Raw genomic sequence first — 19252 nt, forward strand, 5'->3', positions numbered from 1 at the left:
ATATAATGTAAAAAATATTATCAATCATAACGATCTGATATTATTTTTTGGATTGCTAAAATTTTAGCTAAATTATGTGGAAAATCAGGTGATGCGGAATACCCCAATCCCAATAAAGCTTACTTGCTTATCGCTTCTGATTGTTGTTATCATTATTAACAGCTACCTCCTGTTTAAAAACGGTTTCCAGTATTCTTCATTATTATTGTCACTCAGCATACTAACGCTTTGCAGTGTATGTGTCCTGCTGATCGTCGCCACATTCTTATCAGACAAACGTCCCCTTCAGTTCGAACATCTTTTTAATGAATATCCCATCCCCATGTGGATCTACGAAAAAGCCACGATGCGCTTTTTGTCCGTCAACAATGCCGCGGTAGAAAAATATGGTTATAGCAGAAAAGAATTTCTGGATCTAACGTTATTGGATATACGGAATGAAGAAGATATACCACTGTTGGTAGAAAATGCCGCGGAGCGGTGTAATGGAGATGAATACAGGGGCATCTGGAAACACCGTAAAAAAGATGGCACCAATTTTTTTGTGGAGATATACTCGCTTCCTGCAGTATATTTTGGTAAAAATGCCCGCTTCATCATGGCCAGGGATATGGATGCACAGGTAAAGGCCACCAGAGAAGCGCGTGAACTGGGTATCCGCTATGAATTACTTGCACAGGCAACCAACGACGCGGTATACGACAAAAACCTTCTGACAAACGTTGTTACCTGGAACCACGGCCTGCATAATCTTTTCCTCTATAACAACCATGATGAAACCGACCTGGTGCAATGGTGGCAGAATAATATTCACCCGGCAGATCACGCCAGGATCGTTACTTCACTTGATGCCTGCAAACGGGCACACCTGAATTACTGGTCGGAAGAATACCGCTTTAAATGCGCAGATGGCAGCCATAAATATGTGGTGGACCGTGCATTCATCATGTACGAAAACAATATCCCCCATCGCATGATAGGCATGATACAGGATATCGACAAGCTCGTAAAACAAGCCAGGCAACTGGAAGAACAAAATGAAACACTCAGGGAAATTGCCTGGATCAATTCTCACGAAATACGCAGGCCGGTAGTATCTATACTCAGCATTGCCGGCTTATTTGATAAAAGCAATCAGGACCTGCATCTCAACACCCAGCTCATGGAATGGCTGCATGAATCCACCCTTCAGCTGGATGAAATCATTCATAAAATTGAGCATAAAGTAAAAGCCCTCCAATAGCTATACCTCACAAGGTATAAACTGGTTGAAGTCTTCCTTTAACGATAAATATAATTTCCGGAAAATCTCCATACGGTGCTGTATGGTTTGAAAGTCATCAATAGGACGGTCGTCATGCACCACGGTTACCGGCGTGTTGGCCACTCTTTTAGCGCATTGCTTGATGTCATGATGCATTTCATCAGCTACTTCGCGCTGGCGCAGTAAACGGTTTTCAAAATGTTCAACCTGTGTCATTACATCCCTGGAGGCTTTGCTGAGGGCGATCTGTTCCAACCGCTCCCGCATCATTTTCACTTCAGCTCTTACTTCGTTTACTTCTTCTTTCCAGGAATTCAACTGCTGGTGCAGTTCTTCAGTGGGAGTTGTGATTTCCATGGTGTATTGATTTATCAATTTAAATGATGATTAAAAAACTATTCATCATACCAAACGCTGTTGTCAATATCCATATTAATTTACCAGAAAAGACCTCTTCCAAGGTACAATCTTTTTCTATTCAACCCCTCACTTTTGCACTTCTTTTTACAGATAAATGCCAAACTCGGGGAAAAAAGCCATCGCCTCCAGGATGCCGCCGGCGCCCGGCCGCTCTGCCTGCAATACGTGCGTCATTCCTGCAGTGCGCGCTATTAATTCGGGCTCCGAATCACCTACTACCACACCTTTAAATCCGGTTTCATACATGGAATAATCATTCATAGAGTCCCCGGCTACCAGCACATTCTGATGCGGCAATGCCAGCACCTGCAACAGCTGTTTCAAGGTAAAGCCTTTGTTCACACCGGAAGGTAATATGTCGAGGTATTTTCCGGCAGATAAAATCAGGTCACATTGCAGCGACGCCGCAATTTCACGGGCGCCTTCAATATCTGTACTATCATCGTAATAGTAAGAACACCGGTATTGCTGATGTGCCTCCTGGTGCAGTAATCCCTTCACTGTTTTCAATGTTTCCCTCACATGATCACCGGGCCATTTGGCGGCAATGTGCGACTGCACCGGCTCTACCGCCGTTAGCGTAGGCAAATGGGTAACAGTGGCCCCTACGTCGCAAATAATATATTCGGGCCACGGTAAATTATTATTTTCCAGTAACGATAATACACTGCGTATGCCCCGCCCGGTTACAAACACCAGCTGTATATCTTTCTGCTGCTGCAATAAACTATATAGTTGTTCCTTATCTGCCGTTGTACCTCCTAAAAATGTACCGTCCAGATCTGTAGCTAATAACATGTGTCCTGGTTGCTTTAATGATTTCAATGAATACGGATGCCGATAAAAATATAAAAAAAAGACCAGCCGTAACGACTGATCTTCTTTTAGATATAATGGGTTAGTATATAACGATGTGATTAGTTCAGCATTGGTACATCTATCAGCAAAAACTCTGCCGGTTTGATTACCTCAATACTTACTTTGTTATATTCAGATAACCCGATCGCATCACGTGTTGTTAATGTTTCTCCATCTATATTCAATTCACCACTAAGCAAAAACAGGTAGGTTCCCATGTTGGTGGCCTTAGCGGTAATGTCCAGTGTTTTGCCCGCTTCATATTTACCCAGCGTAAACCAGGCATCCTGGTTTAACCACAGGCCATTGGCTTCTTTATCCGGTGAAATCACCACCTGTAAAGCGTTTTCACGCGCGGCAGGATCAAATGTTTGCTGGTCGTAACGGGGCGTTACGTTCCTTTCTTTTGGAATTACCCAGATCTGCAGGAAACTCACTTCTTCCGTTTTAGATGCATTAAATTCAGAGTGCACCACACCTGTTCCGGCACTCATAATCTGTACATCATTTTTACGGATCACTTCTTTATTACCCGTGTTATCACTATGGGCCAGTTCACCATCCAACACAATAGATACAATCTCCATATTATCATGCGGGTGGGCGCCAAAACCCATTCCGCCTTTTACGGCATCATCATTTAACACACGCAGTGCGCCAAAGTGGATCCTGTTGGGATCGTAGTAGTTAGCAAAGCTGAAAGTATGATGACTTTTCAGCCAACCATGATTGGCGTATCCCCTGGTATCTGCGCGATGAATAACTTTCTTCATAACTAAATCTCCTTTGTTTTAACACTACAAATATCGCTATAAACGAAGGGGGGAAGAATGGATCATATGTTGAAAAAAGTGGACAAAAAAATACGGATCTTTCTATACAGTAGCCGTTTAAAAAACGGCATGCATATGAAAAATCCGTAAAAGCTGTAACGATGCCTGGTAGCTATTTACACCAGTTTCGCATCTGTAGTAATGGTAGCATTCAGCACCTTGCTTACCGGGCAGTTAGCCTCAGCATCCGCTACAAATTCAGCGAATTTGGCAGCGTCCAGGCCCTCTACGCTGGCAGTTACTTCCAGGTGGCTGGTAGTAATAGCACCGTTATCTAAAGTAATAGTGCATTTGGTATCAATGTTACCGGGAGTAAAACCTGCGCCAGTGATCACAAAGCTCAGCTTCATGGTAAAACAACCGGCGTGGGCTGCTGCAATCAGTTCTTCAGGGTTAGTACCAATACCATCTTCAAAACGGCTGCTGAAAGAGTACTGGGTCTTGTTTAATACAGTTGACTGGGAAGTTAAAGTGCCTTTACCTTCTTTACCGGTACCTTGCCAATTGGCAGATGCAAATCTTTTCATGTTTAATTTTTTATTTTTTCCAGTTAGAAAAATCAGTGCGGAGGCCCAAATTACAAATTAATCGGCAATAAAAAACGCCGGAGCTTCCTGAAACGTAAAAGCACATAAAAAAAGCCGCACAGTTTCCTGCGCGGCTATACATGGTTCCTGTCAATTGATTCCTATATTATTGCTATTAACGCCGCAATAGCCTGTTACAGATCCTGACCTGCAACAGGCAAGTGCCATATTATTGTTGCTTTACCATTTGTACACTGGCCAACAGCTTTACTTCATCACTCAGCAATAATCCGCCGGTTTCAGTAGTAGCGTGGAAAGTAAGACCAAAATCTTTACGGTTAATTTTACCGCTCAGTTCAAATCCTGCTTTAGTTTGACCATACGGATCCACTACTTCGCCGCCAAACTCAACATTCAGCTCTACGGGGCGGGTATTATCCCGGATGGTTAAATCACCTACCAGTTTAAATGTATCTGCATCTATTTTCTTTACTTCTTTAGACACGAATGTGAGCTTTGGATACTTTTCTGCTTCAAAGAAATCTCCTGCCTGCAGGTGGGCATCACGCTGCGCATTCTGTGTGGAAATACTGTTGATGTCTGCTTCAAATGTGATATTGGCAGTGCTGAAATCATTATCAACAGTTTGCATGGTACCATCAAATTTGGCAAACTGACCGGTTACGGTCGTAATCATCAGGTGCTTGATTTTAAATTGTACATCACTGTGTGACGGATCAATTTTCCAGGTTGTCATATAGCTTTGTTTTTTTAGTATTATTAAATGTTTAATTAGTTTAAGACTCCCATTTTACCGGCGTTAAAATCATCTATCGCCGTTCTGATTTCATCTTCGGTATTCATCACAAACGGACCGTAAGCAAAAATGGGTTCATCAATCGGTTCGCCGCTCAGCACCACCATAGCAGTGTCTTTCAGCGCGGTGATGATTACTTCGGTACCCTCTTTTTCAAAGAGAGCGGTTTCCACTCCTTTGAGTGACTGGCCATTCACATCAGCTTCTCCCTGGAATACGACGGCTGCCGTGTTAAAATTTTCTGGTATGCTTAAAGTGATTTTATCATCTTTTTTAAGATGAATATCATAAACATTCACCGGGGAAAAAGTACTGGCAGCGCCTTTCACACCATCATACTCACCTGCAATCACTCTCACATATCCTTCTGCACTTACCTTTACCACAGGAATTTCTGCTTTGGTAAGGTTCTGATAGGAGGGAGGATTATTTTTAAATGCTTTAGGAAGATTTACCCATAACTGGGCAAACTCCACCTTCCCGCCTTGTTTACTGAATGCTTCACTGTATTTTTCTTCATGTAAGATGCCGCCGGCAGCTGTCATCCACTGCACATCACCGGGAAACAACAAACCACGACTACCGGTAGAATCACGGTGTTCCAGTTCGCCCTGGTATACGATGGTAACGGTTTCAAAGCCTTTGTGCGGATGTTCGCCAACACCTTTGGGTCTTACACTCGGTGGGATGTAATTGGGAGCTGCATAATCCATCATGATAAAAGGACTGATCCTGTTACCTTCAGAACGGGTTCCGCCCGGTAAGGTGCTCTGCACCCTGAATCCATCGCCTACCATGTGTGGTGCGGCTGCAATTACGATCTGGCTTACATGTTTTTGTGTTTTCATATTATTTGCCTCCTTAAGACAACACAAAAGTACATGTTACAACATCGGTTAAGAATGGATAAAACACTCCTAGTGATGGACTTTTTTTGAAAATTCCGGAAAATTCAGACGGAAGGGCCTACAGATGTGCGGGATGCCTCTTTAAATTCAGAAGGACTCTGGTTGGTATACTTCTTAAAAAAGCGGCTGAAGTAGTGCGGATCATCAAAACCCAGCTTATAGGCTATCTCTTTGGCGGTAAGGTCTGTATTGTACAAATACCGCTGCGCTTCCAGGATCACCCGGTTGCGGATATGTTCTCCGGCGGTAATACCGGATAATTGCTTGCTGATTTCATTCAGCAGCACGGGTTTGATATGTAAAAGGCCTGCGTAATCAGATACGGTTTTTAATTCGTGGTATTTTTCCTCTATCAGGTTTTTGAATTTCAGGAAGATGGAACTATTATGCGCTGCATGCTGTTCAGGGGTAATGGCTACATTTTCTCCCTTTATGCGGGAAGCCAATACCAGGAAATAACGCAGCAGTCCGTGCAGGGCCATTTCATATTCAGGTTCACGCAGGGTTAACTCCTTCATCATCAGGCGAACAATGGCGTCAATATCTTTCTCCTGTTCATCATCAATATGAATTACGCTGCTGAACTGGTTATTGAAAAACAACCCTGAATTGATGCCGGATACCTGCGTCTGATCCTTTAAACACATGAAAGCATCGCGGAAGGCGATCATGTATCCGTCTATTTTATCGGTTGCCTGCAGGTTATGCACCTGGCCGGGAGCCACAAAAAAAAGCGTGTTCTTTTTTACCTCATGCGTCACCGCATCAATGGTATGCAGCAGTTTACCTTTCTTAATCCAGTAAATGGTGTAGAAGTCGTGCCGGTGAGGCACTCCGATCTGATCAAAAAAAGAGTTACCTAATTCACAAAGACCAGACACCACAAATCCCGGATCTACATGTGAGTACTCCGGTAAGGAAACAATCCCGATATTTTCACGTTTCTCAGCCATCTATTAAGGTTCCTGCTGTTTCTTCCTCCCTTTCGGAAGGATCAATGTATTCAATAATAAAGTTATTCCTGCCTTCGCCCACCATAATCCCCATATGCTTCATTTGCACCAGTTCCAGCATACTGAGGAACAGGAAAATGGCATGCACACGGTCTTTACAGTGATCGAATATTTTTTCAAAAGATAAAGTACGCTCCGCCCGTGCCAGCTCTTCCATATACATCCTGGAGCCCTCCATTGTATAGTCGTACTTGTATACCACGTGCTGGGGCTTGTTATCGCGTTCTTTCATGCGCTGAATCACCTTCTCAAAGGTTTTTGTCAGCTTGAAGAGGGTGAGGGTTTGCACTTCAGTACCTTCACTGGTCACTTCCCCGATTTCGGCCAGTTCCTTTGCAATATTTCCACGTTTTACAGACAGCATACGGTCTGCTTCCATTTCTGCCAGTTCCGCGGCCGCCAGCTTGTAACGCTTATATTCCAGGATTTTGTCTATCAGCTCCATCCGCGGATCAATTTCATTTCCCTGCTCATCCAGTTCCTTGCGCGGCAACAGCATCTTTGCTTTGATTCGCATCAGGGTAGACACAAAGAGAATAAATTCACTGGCCAGCTCTATATTCAACGTTTCAATATGATGAATATAGTCCAGGAAATCCTGCGTGAGGGTATTGATAGGGATATTGTAGATATCCAGCTCATCACGTTCAATGAAGAACAGCAGCAGGTCGAAAGGACCTTCAAATTGCGGTAATTTGATCTTATAGACAGGTGCTTGTTCGCTCACGTAATGCTTTTAAAGATTTTTTATAAAAAGATATCGCACAATTGCCCGGAGTCATTAAATGCCCGGTTAGATAACCGGCTTCCTGTCTCCATGCCGCTGTGCGATATCAAAAATAACAAAATTCCGGCGAATCAGAACTTGGCAGCAAAGCCAATCCCGATCACCTGTTTTATCTGTAGCCGGGGACCCATCACACCGGTTTCTTTATTCTCAAACACTTTTACATCATCATCATATATCATATCTACGGTCAGCAGGGCAGAAATCCACTTGTTTACCTTCAGTTCCAATGCGTTGGTAAAAAACACGTCTATGTTCCCCGGGTTGTGCCTGTAATCGGAAAATAAATCCAGCCGGCCTTTATAAGTCATGTTTTTTGCAAAGGTCTTTATATAGTTGGCAGAGAGGTAAGCGCCTATTTCATATTTAAAATGCGACCCTGTATCCACTCCGTAAGCGCCCTGTTTAGAGAGTACGTCATCCATTACAAACACAAAACGGGAAGTAATTGGCGACAGGAATAAAGAAAATGAATTATCCGGTTTATAATCAAAACCCGGCGACACCAGCACGTAAGCAGGAGAGAAGAATTTTGAGGACAACTGCGGCGTAGTATCCGAAGGATACAAATAACCATTGGTGAACTGGGTACGTAAATTCACCAAACCGCTTAAATACCAGTTTTTGCCAATCTCATAGCCATATTTAGAAGTAAGGTCAATGCGGTCGTCATTTTTCCGTCCTCCCAAACTGGTGGTATTAATATAGCCATAAGCCAGGTCGGCTATGTTGTCCCAGGAATGTTTTCCTTTCTTATAAAACGCCCAGCCAAAAAGATTGGACCCGATAGAGAAAGCAAAATTATCACCGCCCGCAGCCCAGTTACTCAAGGATCCCTGGTTGATATTTACATTAATGTTCATCCCCTTTCTCCACAATTTGGGAATGGTGTCATTAGGGTCTTTTTTGATCTTACCGGCAGCTTCTTCCCTCGACTTCTTCATCCAGTCATTTTGCGCGTGTACCGCCGTAAACAGTAGCATACAGCAGGCAATGGATAAAGTAAATTTTTTCATCAATTTGTGTTTAAATGAGTACGTAATAAGTCACCCCACTTTTTCCCGAAGGAAAAATGGAATGGTAAGGGTATTTCTAAAAATTTTTATCTGGATTTTTTCAGTTCATCACGGATTTCCATGAGCAGTTTTTCCTGGGTAGACAGTTCAGCCGGGGCCGGGGCTTCTTCTTTTTTTCTTGGAAAGCTTATTCATAAATTTCACCAGCAGGAAAATACAGAAGGCGATAATCAGGAAATCAATCACACTTTGTATAAAAGCGCCGTAAGCAAATACCGCTATGCCTTTAGCTTTCGCATCAGCCAGTGTGGCCACGTCTCCCTTACTTGTGTCCAATACATAAAAGACGTCGTTAAAATTCTTTCCCCGGGTAAATAATCCGATGATAGGCATCAGGATATTATCTACCAGGGATGTAACAATCTTTCCAAACGCACCACCTATAATCACACCCACTGCAAGATCCATTACATTGCCTTTCATGGCAAACTCCTTAAACTCTTTGATGAACGACATAATGCAAGGTTTTTATTGGTTAAAATAAGTGACAAAATTAAAGCATAATACCCGAACACGTTAATTATTAAGCTATTATTTCTTTAACCGGGGATATTTCATCTTTAATGATTTCAGTGTATCCCTCAACGTTAGCGCAATCAGGTATTCTTTATACCAGTTCTGATCTGCCGGAACAATCAGCCAGGGCACATAATTACAGTGGTTAATTGCATCTTCATAAACATCCATATATTTATTCCAAAGCTTTGATTCTGTCAGGTCATTTTCGTTATATTTCCACATCTTGCGGGGATCTTCTGTCCGTTCTACCAGGCGCTGCTGCTGGGCTTCCTGTGATACATGCAGGTAACATTTTATGATGTGCGTATTATTATGAACCGTCAGCAATTTTTCAAAATCGTTGATGGCATCCATCCGCTTAAAGGCCATCTTATCGTCTATCCACTTGTGTACGCGTTGTATAAGAATATCTTCGTAATGTGAGCGGTTAAACACCTGGATCATGCCTTTACCCGGCGCATGCTGATGTATCCTCCATAAAAAATCGTGTTCTGATTCCTCGGGGCTGGGTGCTTTGAAAGAGTGGACCGTGCAGCCCTGCGGATTTAAGGTACCGGTAACGTTTTTGATTACGCCGTCTTTCCCGCTGGCGTCCATTCCCTGTACTACCAGCAATACACAGTGTTTATGCTGTGCATACAGCAGGTTTTGGAGTTCATCCAGCTCCTCCAGAATTTCCCGGGTTACCGCCTTTATTGTTTCTTTATCCAGCTTTTTGGGAGCCGATGTACTGATAGCAGACAATTTGATTTTACCCATGTAGCGTATTCTTATAAATAAATTTAACAAAATCGGGACAGAAGTGTTGCGTTATCATGATTTATATTTTGCTGAATATGAAGGATACCTGCACCTTTGTACTCGAAAAACAACAGCTATGCACCAACGTTTCGCCCATTGGGGAGTGTTTCTCCTGTTATCACTCACATGGGGCAGCTCCTTTATATTGATGAAAATAGGCCTGGAATCATTTACTTCGTACCAGGTGGCCAGTTTAAGACTGGTGGCTGCCGGCGTAGCCCTCTCGCCTTTTTTACCAAAGGCATTCAGGCAAACACCCGTAAATAAACTTCCCCTTATTATACTTTCCGGCATCCTGGGCAACGGTATCCCGGCTTTTCTATTTTGCCTGGCAGAAACAGAAATCGACAGCTCCCTGGCGGGTATCCTTAATGCCTTAACGCCGTTAATGGCCCTGCTTTCCGGTATCATTATCTTTAAAAGTCCATTTAAAAAAGCGCAGCTCACCGGCATTTTCGTAGGGCTGGCCGGGGTAGTATTACTGTTCGCTGCCAAAGGCATCAATACAAATGGCCACTGGTATTATGCGCTGCTGGTAATCCTGGCTACAGTAAGCTACGGCGTAAATATCAGCATGGTACATCATAAGCTGCAGGGCTTCAGTTCTCTGCAGCTGGGATCTCTGGCTATGTTCTTTTGTGCCGTGTTCACATTTCCGATTCTGTGGTACAGTAACTTCTTTCCACAGTTTTCCCAACCGGATGCGCCCTGGCGCTCACTTTCCGCAGGCCTGGTACTGGGTGTGATGGGAACCGGCGTGGCAGCTGTGCTCTTTTTCCTGCTCATCAAAAGAGCGGGGTCTATGCTGGCCTCTATGGTAGCATATGCGTTACCGTTAGTAGCCGTGGGATGGGGCTTGCTGGCACATGAAACAATTACCTTGATTCAGCTGGGAAGCATGGGCATTATTTTGTTGGGGGTGTATCTCGTAAACAGGGCCAACAGGGTGTCTACAGCAAAATAAGGCATGCTGCTCATCACTAAAAGGAGCGGAGATATTAACAGGATCGGTATCCGTTAATATCTCCGCTACAATATTTTCAGGCTATACTTTTTAAATAGCCATAATTTCTTTCTCTTTTACTTCGCAATGCTTATCGATCAGCGTAATGTGCTTGTCGGTTAATTGCTGGATATCGGCTTCCGCATCCTTGGCAGTATCTTCACTTAAACCGTCTTTCTGTAACTTTTTAACTGCTTCAATAGCATCCCTGCGGATATTTCTGATGGCTACCTTTGCCTGTTCACCTTCGTTATTCACCTTTTTCACAAATTCTTTTCTGCGTTCTTCGGTTAATGGCGGAAGGAATAAACGGATGATAACCCCGTCGTTTTGAGGATTGAGACCAATATTAGATGCAATAATGGCTCTTTCAATAGGCTGCAGCATATTTTTTTCCCAGGGCTGAATGGTTAGGGTGCGGGCGTCTGCAATGCTTACATTAGCAACCTGGTTCAGTGCAGTTGGTGCACCATAATAGTCAACAAAAATACCATCCAGTATTTGCGGATTGGCTTTCCCGGCTCTGATTTTTGTAAGTTCCGATTCCAGGTGCCCGATAGCTTTCTTCATCGAGTCCGCTGCCTCATCAATGATAAGCGTTAGATCATCTTGCATAACATAAATAGTTAAGTGCGTGCAAACCTACAGGTTTTCTTTTAATCGTCAAAGTAACGCCCTGATAATGGAAGTAGAAATGCTTACAAATAACCACAACAAAAGGATTATTTATCTTGTAATACACCCTCTGTTGTAACACGCAATATTTTGGTGGCTTCTTTTGCTGTTGCCACTGCTGGCTGTATTACCGGCTCTGGAATAGCCTTCACCGCCAGTTTCTTCCGGCGTGCCAGGTACAATACCCCTGTAAAAAAGGTAGCAGAACCTATTACAACCATTAGCAGCCAGGTAGCGCCCATTCCCTGTAACACAAATGCACCAACGATATAGGTGGCATTGATTGCTACAGAAACCAGCGTGGTTTGCCTGTGATTGAGCTTCAGGTCCAGCAGGTAATGATGGATATGGTTCCTGTCGGCAGAGAAAGGAGATCTTCCCTGTAACATACGAACCGCAAATACGCGTAAGGTGTCAAATAAAGGTACGATCAGGATAGCAAATGCTACAGCTGGTGTAGCCCCGATAGGCATTTTACCGGCAGGATTGCCAGCCACATCAATAAATTTCAGTACCAGCACCGCATTTACCAGGCCTATCAGTAAGGATCCCGTATCTCCCATAAAAATACGGGCAGGAGAAATGTTATATATAAGGAAACTGGCTAATCCACCCGCCAATGCGAAGCCTATTACGGCATAAGTGATTTCACCCACATGCAGGAAATAAGCACCAAGCACGGCACTCACCAACAATCCGATGCTACCGGCATGGCCATCTACGCCGTCTATCAGATTGAAAGCATTGATTACCACAATAAAAGTAAAATAAGTCAGCATCAGGCTGATATTCGGAGGCATGGCATAAATTCCCATGAAGCCATACATGCTGGTTATCTGAAGATTGCCGAGGTAAATAATAGCGAAAGATGCCGCCAGCTGCCCGATTAATTTCTTTAACGGAGACAACCCTACGATATCATCCTTCATGCCCACCATGAAAATGATAAAGAACGCCGCCATCATGTACTGAAATGGCGAATTGGCTAACGCGGGTACGCAGATAGCCGTGGCAATTATAAATCCGGAGAAAAAACCGATTCCTCCCAGCGTTGGTATACGCTGTTTATGCGTCTTTCTTTCGTCCGGTTCGTCGTATAAGTGCTTTAATTCCGCCACTCTGATCAGTATTGGAATAGAAAAATAGGTAACAACAAAACTTAGGACGGTAGCAATTAATACATTCTCCATTAGTGGGGCTTAATTGTGCAAAGATATTAATTTCAACGAAATATGAAAAGAAACGTTAAAAAAATCAACTTTTTTAATACTTTGAGATCGCAAAAAAAACATTCAACAGCCACAAAATCTACGAAATTCTATTAGTTTTGCGGCACAAAAATTAACAACTATCATGCCACAGCTCAAAGATATTGCTACTCAGGTAAGGAGAGATATTGTACGGATGGTACATGGCGTTCAAAGCGGTCACCCAGGAGGTTCATTAGGTTGCGCCGACTTCCTGACTGCCTTGTATTTCAAGGTAATGGATCATAAACCGGAACCTTTTGATATGGATGGTAAAAACCAGGACCTGTTTTTCCTGTCCAACGGCCACATTTCCCCGGTGTTCTATAGCGCACTTGCCCGTTCCGGCTATTTCCCCGTACAGGAACTGAGCACTTTCCGTAAGCTGAACTCCCGCCTGCAAGGCCACCCTACCACCCATGAACACTTGCCGGGCGTACGCATTGCTTCCGGCTCCCTGGGCCAGGGCATGAGTGTGGCAATCGGCGCTGCGCTTGCAAAAAAACTCAATAACGATAAAAACCTCGTATTCTCCCTGCACGGAGATGGCGAACTGGAAGAAGGACAAATCTGGGAATCTGTAATGTTTGCTCCTCATCATAAAGTAGATAACCTTATCATCACTGTTGATCTGAACGGTCAGCAAATTGATGGGACTACTGATGATGTTGCCGGCCTTGGCGACGTAGGCGCCAAATTCGAGGTATTCGGATGGCTCGTACTTCACATGAATGGTAATGATATGGATGATGTTGTTGCCACACTGGAAAAAGCTAAAAGCCTTACCGGTCAGGGTAAACCCATTGCCATCATCATGAAAACCGTTATGGGTCAGGGTGTTGACTTCATGGAAGGTCACCACGAATGGCACGGTATCGCCCCCAGCGACGACCAGCTGGCCAAAGCACTGGCTCAGTTACCGGAAACTTTAGGCGACTATTAATAGCAGTTACTCATTAAGATATTAAAAAAAAGAGGCGCATGAATTCATGCGCCTCTTTTTTTTAATATCTTAATGAGTCCCGTATCAGGTTGCCTTCAAGGTAATTGCTTCCACCGCTGCCCTTCTCGCCGGATACCAGCTGGCAGCCACGCCTATCACAATAATCGTAACAAACACCAACCCGAAATCTGCCGCATGCATACTCACAGGGTATGAATCCACCAGGAAAGAAGTCCCCTCCAGCTTAATAATCCCGAAATGCTGCTGCAACAAACAAAAGGTGATTCCCAGCCCAAAGCCCAGCACCGTTCCAATACCGGCAATAATCAATCCTTCGGCCAGGAAAATACGCATAATCAGCGACTTACGTGCCCCCATCGCCTTCAGGATCGTAATATCTTTCTGTTTTTCAATCACCAGCATATATAACGACCCAATCATGTTAAAAGCGGCAATGATCATAATAAAACTAAGTATCACATATACTGCCCACTTCTCTGTTTGCATGATGGCATATAGCGACTGATTCTGCTCATACCGGGTTTGCACCTTATACCGGCCGCCCAGCAACTTTTCCAGTTGCACTTTCAGCATATTATCGTTTATCCCTGCCCGTGTCCCGATTTCCAGCGACGACATCTCATCGGCCCCCATCTGCAACAGGCCCCGTAAAAATTCAATGTTTGTAATAACATACTTACTGTTGAACTCCTGCTGAATCGCAAAAGTTCCGGCAGGATATAAAACGCCGTTGTTAAGCGCATCCTCGGGGGTCACAAAAGCATTCACATTCCGGCGGGGAAGATATACGGTTACAGGTGCAATGCTATGCACTACATCCACGCCCAGCGCACCTTCCAGCTCCAATCCCAGCACTGCCCGGTAGGCCACACTGTCGCCGGTGTCAAAACGTCCGCGGATAATATTGCTTTTTACATCGGTAACATAGTTATAACTGCTGTCCACTCCCTTCAATACGGCTATCGTAGGCTCGTCACCATAGCGGAGTACCGCCTTCTCTTCAATTACCCGGGAGAAATGGGCTACACCCGGCACCGCTGCTATTTGCTGCAGCTGCGCAGGCGTGAGGATAATTGTTTTACCGGTAACCGGCGCAATTTTCACTGCAGGGTAAAAAGAGGAATAAAGGGATTTTACCAGGCCCTCAAAGCCGTTGAACACGCTCAGTATCACAATCAGGGCGCCAGCGCCAACTGCAATTGCCACCACACTTACCCAGGCAATGATATTGATAGCATTGGTAGATTTTTTGGCCCGGAAGTAACGGGAAGCAAATTGCCAAACCATGTATTTGTAGAATTACGAATGAAGAATAAAGAATCCGTAACCCTTATTTCTTGCCATCCTTGATATTGGCGTCATCTTCCTTGATTTTCTTGAATAACTCTTCCATCTTAAACACGTAATCAAGTGTATCATCCAAAAAGAAGCTCAACTCGGGGATCCTGCGCAATTGTTTGCCTAATCCTATTCCCAGTAACTTCTTGATCTCACCCATTCTTTCCTTGATCCGCTCCAGCATCTCCGAAGGGGCTTTGATCTGGAACATACTCAGGTATACCTTCGCCTCCAGCAGGTCTGGGGTCATCTTCACGGCAGCAACAGATATCATTCCCCCTTCCACTACATTAAATCCCAACCGCTGAAAAATACCACTCAGCTCCTGCTGCACAAGTTGTCCTATTTGTTTCTGCCTTTTAGTTTCCTGCATCTCATTCAGTTTTAATCGTTAGTAAAACAGTCTGCGTACGATAATAACATAATTACCCCGCCCCGCCAAACCATAACCGGCTGCCAGCAGCCCGTCAGTTGCGAAATTAACCATTTCCGGGAAAGAATAGCCGCATTTACACCCCCTCATACCTTAATTATACTATTTTTGCCAGCAAGTTAAACAGACTACCAGGAATGAAGACATTCAAGCGATTACTAAGATTTGCCACGCCTTTGCACCATTATCTGCCGGAATATGTTATATATACCTTTATAGGTATCATATTCGGTATGGTCAATTTTGCTATGCTGATCCCGTTACTGACCGTTATTTTCAACCAGGTGGGCGAAATTCCACAGGCACTCCCTGAACCACATTTCACCTTTTCTATCAATTATTTTATAGACCTGTTCAACTATTACTTTTACAACTTTATCAGGGCCAGCGGCTCCAAACAAAGCGCCCTGTACTTCGTTTGTGCAGTGATAGGCGTGTGTATCGTAATTGCCAACTTCGGTCGCTACATGAGCGCCAGGGTGATGGTACGCCTTAAAATGACCGTACTCTCCCGGCTACGTATACGCCTCTATGAAAAGTTTACGCAGCAATCACTGTCATTTTACAGCGATCAGCAAAAAGGAGATTTGCTTTCTTCCATGACCAACGATGTACAGGAAATAGAAAACAGCGTAATCAATGCCATACAAACACTGTTGCGCGACCCGTTCATTATAATCGGCTACTTCGCGGCACTGTTCTATCTTTCCGTAAAACTCACCCTGTTCACGATTGTATTTTTTCCTATCTCCGGCCTGCTGATATCTTATGTATCCAAGAAATTAAAATTAAAAGGAAAATTCAGCCAAGACCTGTTAGGAAAAATTCTTTCGGTAACAGAAGAAACACTTAGCGGTATCCGGATCATACAATCCTTCACAGCAGAGCGTTTCATGAAAAATAAATTTGGCGAGGTAAACAACCGGTTTGTGAAAGTGAGCAAATCGATGTACAACCAGCGCGAACTCGCTTCTCCTATTTCTGAAATATTAGGCGTGATCGTTATTGTAATCCTGGTAATTTATGGAGGCAGCCTGGTATTATCCGGCAGCGAACTGCTTACCGGCGCCACTTTCATGACATACCTCGTTTTCTATTCACAGATCATGCAGCCGGCAAAAAATGTATCTACTTCCATTACCACGATACAAAAAGGAATGGTCGCCAGTGAAAGGATTTTCAAAATACTGGACGCCCCGGTAACCATTCACGAAAAGCCGAATGCACGCGCTGTGAGCGGGTTTAACACCAGCGTGGAATACGATGATGTTTCCTTTAAATACGAACAGCAATATGTGCTGAAACACATCCGGCTTACTATTAATAAAGGACAGATGGTAGCGCTGGTAGGCCGCAGTGGTGCAGGAAAATCCACGATGGCAGATATTTTACCACGCTTCTATGATGTAAATGAGGGCGAAATTCGTATAGACGGCACCGATATACGCGACCTGAAAGTGCATGATCTCCGCAGCCTGATCGGCGTTGTATCACAGGAAGCCATTCTCTTTAATGATACAGTGCTGAACAATATTGCTTTTGGTCAGCCCAATGCCGACAGGGACGCTATAATCACCGCTGCAAAGATTGCCAATGCGCATGAATTTATTGAACACCTGGACAACGGTTATGACACCATTATCGGCGACCGTGGGCTGAAACTCAGCGGGGGCCAGCGTCAACGACTTACCATTGCACGTGCCATTTTCAAAAATCCGCCTATCCTCATATTGGATGAAGCCACCTCCGCACTCGATACCGAGTCCGAAAAACTGGTGCAGGCTGCACTGGATAAACTCATGCAAAACCGCACCACTATTGTGATTGCCCACCGGTTGAGCACTATACAACATGCCAGTGAAATCATTGTAATGGATCACGGTGAAATCAAAGAACGTGGTACGCACGACGCATTGCTGAAACAACACGGCATCTATCACAAACTGGTGGAAATGCAGGAATTTAAATAGATAATCACTAACGTTAAAGAATATACGTAAATGTGGCACGTTCCGCTCAAAAGTGGAACGTGCCCGTTTAACCAGTCTCCGCATGGCTTTCGGTAACATTTTCTTCTTATCGAAAACCCGTAATAGGTATGGTTTTTGTTATTGAAGCGCCCTGACAATGCCAACACCAGCTCTTTGCAGCACTTATTTTTTAACCTTTAACATAGCGAACTCCTATGATATCTATCGTAATTCCTGTATTAAACGAAGGTGCTACCATACGCCAGGTTATTAAAACCGTAAAGAAAACGTCCCGGAAAATTGAGATCATTGTAGTAGACGATAATTCTACAGATAACACAGTGGAAGAGGCGATGAAAGAACATGTGAGAGTGATTACCAGCAGCCAGCGCGGGAAGGGAATATCTATGCGGGAAGGTATGATGGCTGCCAAACACGATATTATTGCCTATGTAGATGGCGACATTCTGACTTACCCCGACAATATTATAGACCTATTAACTGGTCCTATCGAAAAAGATGAAGCCGACTTCGTCAAATCCTACTTTGAAAGGCAGGCAGGCAGGGTCACCCAATTGGTGGCCAAGCCACTGCTGAGTATATTATTCCCCGAGATTGCTCATTTCCAGCAACCGCTCAGCGGGATGATTGCTGCGCGCAAATCATTCCTTTCCCGTGTGCATTTTGAGAACGATTATGGCGTGGATATCGGTCTGCTGATAGATATGCATCACCTGGGCGCCCGTATCACAGAAGCAAATATCGGAAAGGTGGAAAATGCCATGCAAACCTGGGAACAGCTGAGCAAAATGTCGAGAGAAGTATCCCGCACTATTCTCCGCAAAGCGGAAAATATACCACAGGAAAATCTTGAAACACTGGGCAACATTAACCTGATACGGGAGCAAATGGAGTATTCCATCCTCGAGTCTATTGATAAACTGCAGAAGATGGTCATCTTTAACCTGGACCATGCCGTGTTTACACAAGACTACATGCAATGGGCTGCAGTGGCCTTCGGACAGGAGGAAGGGCTACAGGAAATTGAATCTTCCGGGCATGATCCGGTAACTACATTACATTTAAAAGCCACACTTTTTGAAGGACGCAATATTGCAGAATTACTGGAAGTAGCGGATGCCATTCCGTTGGTACCCGGCATCCGCGAAATAGTGCGTGAACTGAAAAAAAGGGGTTATGCTGTTGGCCTGATCACCGACGGGTTTGGTACCGTAGCCCGTCATATCAAGAATCAGCTGGGAATGGATTTCGTATTTGCCAATAAGCTGCACCTGGTTAACAGCGTGGCTACCGGCGAGTTTACTATTGCAGACTACTTTATGAAAGGAGAAGAATACTCCCGGAGTAATATGTTTCCCTACATCGCGCAGCAGTATCATATTAATACACAAAATATCATTTATGTGGGAGATGGAAAACGGGACAGTAAATTATTAACGGAGGCCGGCATCGGCGTTGCTTTTTGTCCACAGTATCCGGGCAATGTTGTAGAAAAGGTTGCCGATAAAATTATCAGCGGCTTATCATTAGCGCCCCTGTTGGATATTGCGCAGGCGAGCCCGGCGAAGTTTGGCATTAAATTGCCGGCTATCAGTAAAAAGCAAGCGCGTACAATTGGAGTAGGCAGCCTGATAGGTTTGGCTGGAGCTGGGTTAATTTACTTCGCTGTGCGACAAATACGTAATAAAAAAGAGATGGCCACCTGTTGATGATATTCATTCAGCTATAAAGGAAAAGGCGCAGCGGATAACCGCTGCGCCTTTTCTGTCTTAATTAGT

General features: G+C 44.2%; 20 protein-coding genes. 5 read left to right on the plus strand and 15 right to left on the minus strand.

Going from position 1 to position 19252, the window contains the following annotated elements; genetic code table 11:
• Nucleotides 1-91 precede the first annotated feature (91 nt).
• The gene (locus QFZ48_RS08870; protein WP_429065482.1) at nucleotides 92-1243 is read left to right on the plus strand and encodes a PAS domain-containing protein; all 1152 of its coding nucleotides are present in this window, start codon (nucleotides 92-94) and stop codon (nucleotides 1241-1243) included.
• Here QFZ48_RS08870 and QFZ48_RS08875 read toward each other — a convergent pair whose 3' ends face one another.
• From QFZ48_RS08875 to QFZ48_RS08925, 11 genes are all read right to left on the minus strand, one after another.
• Complete coding sequence (locus QFZ48_RS08875; protein ID WP_429043908.1) at nucleotides 1244-1621, minus strand: hypothetical protein; 378 nt, start codon at nucleotides 1619-1621, stop codon at nucleotides 1244-1246. It lies immediately after the preceding gene.
• A gap of 147 nt (nucleotides 1622-1768) precedes the next feature.
• The gene (locus QFZ48_RS08880) at nucleotides 1769-2482 is read right to left on the minus strand and encodes an HAD-IIB family hydrolase (protein WP_429043907.1); all 714 of its coding nucleotides are present in this window, start codon (nucleotides 2480-2482) and stop codon (nucleotides 1769-1771) included.
• A 119-nt stretch (nucleotides 2483-2601) separates the two neighbouring features.
• Complete coding sequence (locus tag QFZ48_RS08885; protein WP_429043906.1) at nucleotides 2602-3315, minus strand: pirin family protein; 714 nt, start codon at nucleotides 3313-3315, stop codon at nucleotides 2602-2604.
• 176 nt (nucleotides 3316-3491) lie between these two features.
• Nucleotides 3492-3902: an OsmC family protein gene (locus QFZ48_RS08890; RefSeq protein ID WP_079469807.1), complete on the minus strand. Its 411-nt coding sequence runs from the start codon at nucleotides 3900-3902 to the stop codon at nucleotides 3492-3494.
• Nucleotides 3903-4131: 229 nt separating this feature from the next.
• Nucleotides 4132-4659, minus strand: coding sequence for a YceI family protein (locus QFZ48_RS08895; protein WP_079469810.1), 528 nt, complete (start codon nucleotides 4657-4659; stop codon nucleotides 4132-4134).
• A 35-nt stretch (nucleotides 4660-4694) separates the two neighbouring features.
• Nucleotides 4695-5567, minus strand: coding sequence for a pirin family protein (locus QFZ48_RS08900; RefSeq protein ID WP_429043903.1), 873 nt, complete (start codon nucleotides 5565-5567; stop codon nucleotides 4695-4697).
• Between the two features lie 104 nt (nucleotides 5568-5671).
• A complete protein-coding gene (locus QFZ48_RS08905) occupies nucleotides 5672-6580 on the minus strand; it encodes a helix-turn-helix domain-containing protein (RefSeq protein ID WP_429043901.1) in 909 nt (302 codons plus the stop codon).
• Nucleotides 6573-7367: a segregation and condensation protein A gene (locus tag QFZ48_RS08910; RefSeq protein ID WP_079469813.1), complete on the minus strand. Its 795-nt coding sequence runs from the start codon at nucleotides 7365-7367 to the stop codon at nucleotides 6573-6575. The genes QFZ48_RS08905 and QFZ48_RS08910 overlap by 8 nt, the downstream gene beginning before the upstream one ends.
• A gap of 131 nt (nucleotides 7368-7498) precedes the next feature.
• Nucleotides 7499-8443: a DUF3078 domain-containing protein gene (locus tag QFZ48_RS08915; RefSeq protein ID WP_429043898.1), complete on the minus strand. Its 945-nt coding sequence runs from the start codon at nucleotides 8441-8443 to the stop codon at nucleotides 7499-7501.
• A 147-nt stretch (nucleotides 8444-8590) separates the two neighbouring features.
• Nucleotides 8591-8959 carry a large conductance mechanosensitive channel protein MscL gene (gene mscL / locus QFZ48_RS08920; protein ID WP_429062005.1) on the minus strand — a complete coding sequence of 123 codons (369 nt, stop codon included), beginning with the start codon at nucleotides 8957-8959 and terminating at the stop codon, nucleotides 8591-8593.
• A gap of 75 nt (nucleotides 8960-9034) precedes the next feature.
• Entirely contained in the window at nucleotides 9035-9781 is a 747-nt protein-coding gene (locus tag QFZ48_RS08925) for a PPK2 family polyphosphate kinase (protein WP_370911253.1), read from the minus strand.
• A gap of 118 nt (nucleotides 9782-9899) precedes the next feature.
• Between QFZ48_RS08925 and QFZ48_RS08930 the strand changes: the two genes are divergently transcribed.
• On the plus strand, nucleotides 9900-10787 hold the full coding sequence (locus QFZ48_RS08930; RefSeq protein WP_429043892.1) for a DMT family transporter: 888 nt from the start codon (nucleotides 9900-9902) through the stop codon (nucleotides 10785-10787).
• A gap of 90 nt (nucleotides 10788-10877) precedes the next feature.
• Here QFZ48_RS08930 and frr read toward each other — a convergent pair whose 3' ends face one another.
• A complete protein-coding gene (gene frr, locus QFZ48_RS08935; protein WP_370911255.1) occupies nucleotides 10878-11441 on the minus strand; it encodes a ribosome recycling factor in 564 nt (187 codons plus the stop codon).
• A 107-nt stretch (nucleotides 11442-11548) separates the two neighbouring features.
• Nucleotides 11549-12691, minus strand: a complete 1143-nt coding sequence (locus tag QFZ48_RS08940) for a glycosyltransferase family 4 protein (protein WP_370911256.1) — start codon at nucleotides 12689-12691, stop codon at nucleotides 11549-11551.
• A gap of 163 nt (nucleotides 12692-12854) precedes the next feature.
• Between QFZ48_RS08940 and QFZ48_RS08945 the strand changes: the two genes are divergently transcribed.
• Nucleotides 12855-13691 carry a transketolase gene (locus QFZ48_RS08945; protein WP_429043889.1) on the plus strand — a complete coding sequence of 279 codons (837 nt, stop codon included), beginning with the start codon at nucleotides 12855-12857 and terminating at the stop codon, nucleotides 13689-13691.
• Nucleotides 13692-13775: 84 nt separating this feature from the next.
• On the opposite strand, the gene QFZ48_RS08950 is transcribed toward QFZ48_RS08945, so the two are convergent.
• Both QFZ48_RS08950 and rbfA read right to left on the minus strand, forming a co-directional pair.
• Nucleotides 13776-14999 carry an FtsX-like permease family protein gene (locus QFZ48_RS08950; RefSeq protein ID WP_429062007.1) on the minus strand — a complete coding sequence of 408 codons (1224 nt, stop codon included), beginning with the start codon at nucleotides 14997-14999 and terminating at the stop codon, nucleotides 13776-13778.
• Nucleotides 15000-15042: 43 nt separating this feature from the next.
• Entirely contained in the window at nucleotides 15043-15423 is a 381-nt protein-coding gene (gene rbfA, locus QFZ48_RS08955; protein WP_370909242.1) for a 30S ribosome-binding factor RbfA, read from the minus strand.
• Between the two features lie 197 nt (nucleotides 15424-15620).
• Here rbfA and QFZ48_RS08960 point away from each other — a divergent pair, with 197 nt between their 5' ends.
• Together QFZ48_RS08960 and QFZ48_RS08965 are read left to right on the plus strand one after the other, a co-directional pair.
• Complete coding sequence (locus QFZ48_RS08960) at nucleotides 15621-17453, plus strand: ABC transporter ATP-binding protein (protein WP_429043884.1); 1833 nt, start codon at nucleotides 15621-15623, stop codon at nucleotides 17451-17453.
• Nucleotides 17454-17668: 215 nt separating this feature from the next.
• Nucleotides 17669-19183 carry a glycosyltransferase gene (locus tag QFZ48_RS08965; protein ID WP_429062009.1) on the plus strand — a complete coding sequence of 505 codons (1515 nt, stop codon included), beginning with the start codon at nucleotides 17669-17671 and terminating at the stop codon, nucleotides 19181-19183.
• Nucleotides 19184-19252: the final 69 nt, after the last annotated feature.

Origin of the sequence: Chitinophaga sp. W2I13 (genome assembly GCF_050434005.1) — a bacterium.
GTDB lineage: Bacteria > Bacteroidota > Bacteroidia > Chitinophagales > Chitinophagaceae > Chitinophaga.